Here is a 3,149-nt window from a genome sequence, read left to right as displayed (position 1 = left end):
TCCACATTTCGAGCGCGGCCACGCCGAGCATGGTCGGCAGCGCCTGGCCGCCATATTCCTCAGGCCCCGAGAGCGCATTCCAGCCGCCATCGATCCAGCGGCGATAGAGTTCCTTCCAGCCGGGCGGCGTGGTGACGGCGCCGCCTTTCAGCACCGCACCCTGCCGATCGCCGATCGTGTAGAGCGGTGCGACCTCTTCGGTGGCGAAACGGCCGGCCTCACCCAGAACGGCATCGACCAGGTCCTCGCCGAGATCGCCGAAGGTGCCGGCATCGAGCGCCGACTTCATGCCGGCCACGTGCTTGAGCGTGAAGGCGATATCCTCGACCGGTGCCCTATACATGCCGCCCACTCCTCCTGATTGCATCGGCCTGCCCAACCCTAGAACCGGTGCCGCTGCAAAACCACCCGCCGTATCAGCGGTCTCCCATCTTCTTTTTACGTAAACGTCAAATTTTGTCACGCGGATTTTGCAATCGCGGCGGCGCGTATTAAGTTCAACCCATGCCGGATCAAGTCGACCGGCGATGGATCAGACCAGCCAACCGGAACCGCCTATGCTTGCCAGACCCGACGCCTACCGCTGCATCGAATGCGGCCTGCCCTATCGAGCGGAGGGGTTCTGCTACCATGGGGGCAGACTGGACCATGGTGCCGCCTACTGGTCGGATCGCGGCATTTTGTGCTCGCCGCAATGCTCGCTCGCCCACCACCGCAAACGCGCCGCCGAAGGCACGCTGCGGCAAGAGCCGGCGCCTGACCCGTTTGAATTCTAGCGGCTGATGCGTGGCCAGCTTTTCTGAGGCCAGCCCCGAAAGCACTTCCTTAACCATAGCCGTTCAGGATTTGTTTTTGGTCAACGGGGATTCCCTGTTTTGAAAAGGACGGCGCACCTCCTTCGCCGCTTGAAGAGTGTCGTACCGACACCCTTCAAGCCTCTGTTTCCTGCGCATGTCGTTGCCCCAAAACCGCTGCACACTTTTGGCCGGCATGCGCTGGCGATCCTCGCTCTTGCGGCGACGATGGCGCTTTCGACGGCGGCAACGGCCTCGGATTTCTCCGAGCCGTGGAAGAACGCCGACCGCGCTCTGGTCGTCGATGCCTACGAATATAATTCCATCGACTGGGCCCAGCTCGCCACCGACAAGCGGATCGTGGGCTTCATCAACAAGGCCTCCGACGGCGTGCCGCCCCCCTATTTCTGCTTGGGCAACGACATTGAGGTGAAGCTTTGCAAGGCGCTGTGGAAACGCCATGCGGTGACGCGCGAACTGTTCCAGACGCGCCGGGTGGTGGCCAAGGCACTCGGCCTGAAATGGGGCGCCTATCACCTTGCCCGTCCCGGCAATCCGGTCGAGCAGGCCAACAATTTCCTCGATTTCGCCGAGCCTGCGCCGGACGATCTCATGGCTCTCGACATCGAGGGCAATGACCCCTCGCAATGGATGTCGCTCGACGATGCCGAGGAGTTCGTACGCCAGGTGCATCGGCGCATCGGCCGCTTCCCGGTGCTGTACACCAACGGCAAGACCGCCCAGCATATTGCCGACAACAGGTACCGATACCGGCTCCTGTCGCGGCTGCCGCTCTGGTATGCGCGCTACACCAAGGACATCGACGTGCATTTTCCGATGGGCAACTGGCAAGGCTACGCACTGTGGCAGTTTTCGGCGCAAGCCAATTGCGGCCGTTTCCGCTGCCCTTACAGGGTTGCCGGCACGCCTAACGACATAGACGTGAATGTCGCGCCGACAGACGCCGCCACGCTGCGCGCGCAATGGCCGTTCGGTGGGCTTATCGACGTGCCGCCGGACTATCTCGCCTCGATACCGCTACCGGTTTCACGCGAGGCCGGCCTCGCCGGCAATGTCACCATCACCTATGCGTCTGTGGCCGCGCCGCCGACTCTCGAGGACATGGTTACAGCGTTGGGCACACGCTGGTCCCGTTTCCGCGACGGCTTCCGCATGCCAGTCGTGAAGACGGTGCCGCGACGGCCAAGCTTCGGCATTGTCCAATATGTCGCCTGGAAGCGGACCGAACGGCGTTCACCCGCACAACTCGACGCTGCCTTTGCCGTGTCCGATCCACTCAGCACCGCTTCCACCGAACTCGATCGCGGCCAGCGGTGAGCCAATGCGGAACTTCAGGTTCCCTGTTCGCGCGCTACGGCCTGCCAGCCGATATCGCGGCGGCAGAACCCGTCCGGCCAATCGATGCGGTCAAGCGCGGCATAGGCTCGTTTCTGTGCCTCGCCGACCGTGGCGCCTGATGCCGTCACGTTGAGGACGCGGCCGCCATTGGCAACCAGCGCGCCGCCATTGATGGCGGTACCGGCGTGGAAGATCTGGACGCCGTCGCTCGCCGCGTCTTCGACGCCGCGGATGACCGAGCCTTTTTCCGGCGTGCCGGGATAGCCTCTCGCCGCCATTACTACGGTGAGCGCGGCCTCGTCGCGCCAGCGCACCGAAGTATGCGCAAGCTGGCCGTCGGTCGCCGCGTTGAGCAGGACCAGCAGATCATCCTTCAGCCGCATCATCAGCACCTGGCATTCCGGATCGCCAAAACGGGTGTTGTATTCGATCAGCTTCGGTCCCTTGTCGGTGATCATCAGCCCGGCAAACAGCACGCCGGAGAACGGCGCCCCCAGTTCGGCCATGCCGCGCATGGTCGGCTCGATGATCTCGCGCATGGTGCGCGCGACCAGTTCCGGCGTCATCACCGGTGCCGGCGAATAGGCGCCCATGCCACCGGTGTTGGGACCGGTGTCGCCGTCGCCGACGCGCTTGTGGTCCTGCGCGGTACCGAAGGGCAGTGCGGTGGTGCCGTCGCAGAGGCAGAAGAAACTCGCCTCCTCGCCGGTCATGAACTCCTCGACCACAACTTCCGCGCCAGCGGCGCCGAAGGAACCGTCGAAGCAGGCATCGAGTGCTGCCTGTGCTTCACTGGGCGTCATGGCGACGGTGACGCCCTTGCCGGCAGCGAGCCCGTCGGCCTTGATGACGATCGGTGCTCCGGTCTTTTCGACATAGGCCTTGGCCGAGGCCAGGTCACTGAAACGGCCATAGGCGGCGGTCGGGATGTTGTAGCGGGCGCAGAGATCCTTGGTGAAACCTTTCGATCCTTCCAGCTGTGCGGCAGCCTTGGAG

General features: G+C 63.7%; 3 protein-coding genes and 1 pseudogene. 2 read left to right on the top strand and 2 right to left on the bottom strand.

From position 1 onward, the window contains the following. Positions 1–343, bottom strand: a pseudogene (locus tag EN939_RS27175) (acyl-CoA dehydrogenase); the annotation flags it as partial. Positions 344–557: 214 nt separating this feature from the next. Between EN939_RS27175 and EN939_RS27170 the strand changes: the two are divergent. Next, a complete protein-coding gene (locus tag EN939_RS27170; protein WP_013532811.1) occupies positions 558–776 on the top strand; it encodes a hypothetical protein in 219 nt (72 codons plus the stop codon). 246 nt (positions 777–1,022) lie between these two features. Next, positions 1,023–2,132 (top strand): glycoside hydrolase family 25 protein, encoded by a 1,110-nt coding sequence (locus EN939_RS27165; RefSeq protein ID WP_127302114.1) that lies wholly within the window; start codon positions 1,023–1,025, stop codon positions 2,130–2,132. Between the two features lie 14 nt (positions 2,133–2,146). On the opposite strand, the gene purD is transcribed toward EN939_RS27165, so the two are convergent. Continuing rightward, a partial coding sequence (gene purD, locus EN939_RS27160; RefSeq protein WP_127270830.1) for a phosphoribosylamine--glycine ligase occupies positions 2,147–3,149 on the bottom strand: 1,003 nt, incomplete at its 5' end.

The organism is Mesorhizobium sp. M7A.F.Ca.CA.002.05.1.1, from assembly GCF_003998335.1.
Classification (GTDB): domain Bacteria; phylum Pseudomonadota; class Alphaproteobacteria; order Rhizobiales; family Rhizobiaceae; genus Mesorhizobium.
The sequence above is the reverse complement of the archived record's forward strand: the minus strand, read 5'-3'. Positions and strand labels throughout refer to the sequence as shown.

What these genes read in the sequence shown, in the direction of transcription:
- EN939_RS27165 (WP_127302114.1), top strand. Translation starts at nt 1,023, where the DNA reads ATGGCGCTTTCGACGGCGGCAACGGCCTCGGATTTCTCCGAGCCGTGG.
- EN939_RS27170 (WP_013532811.1), top strand. Translation starts at nt 558, where the DNA reads ATGCTTGCCAGACCCGACGCCTACCGCTGCATCGAATGCGGCCTGCCC.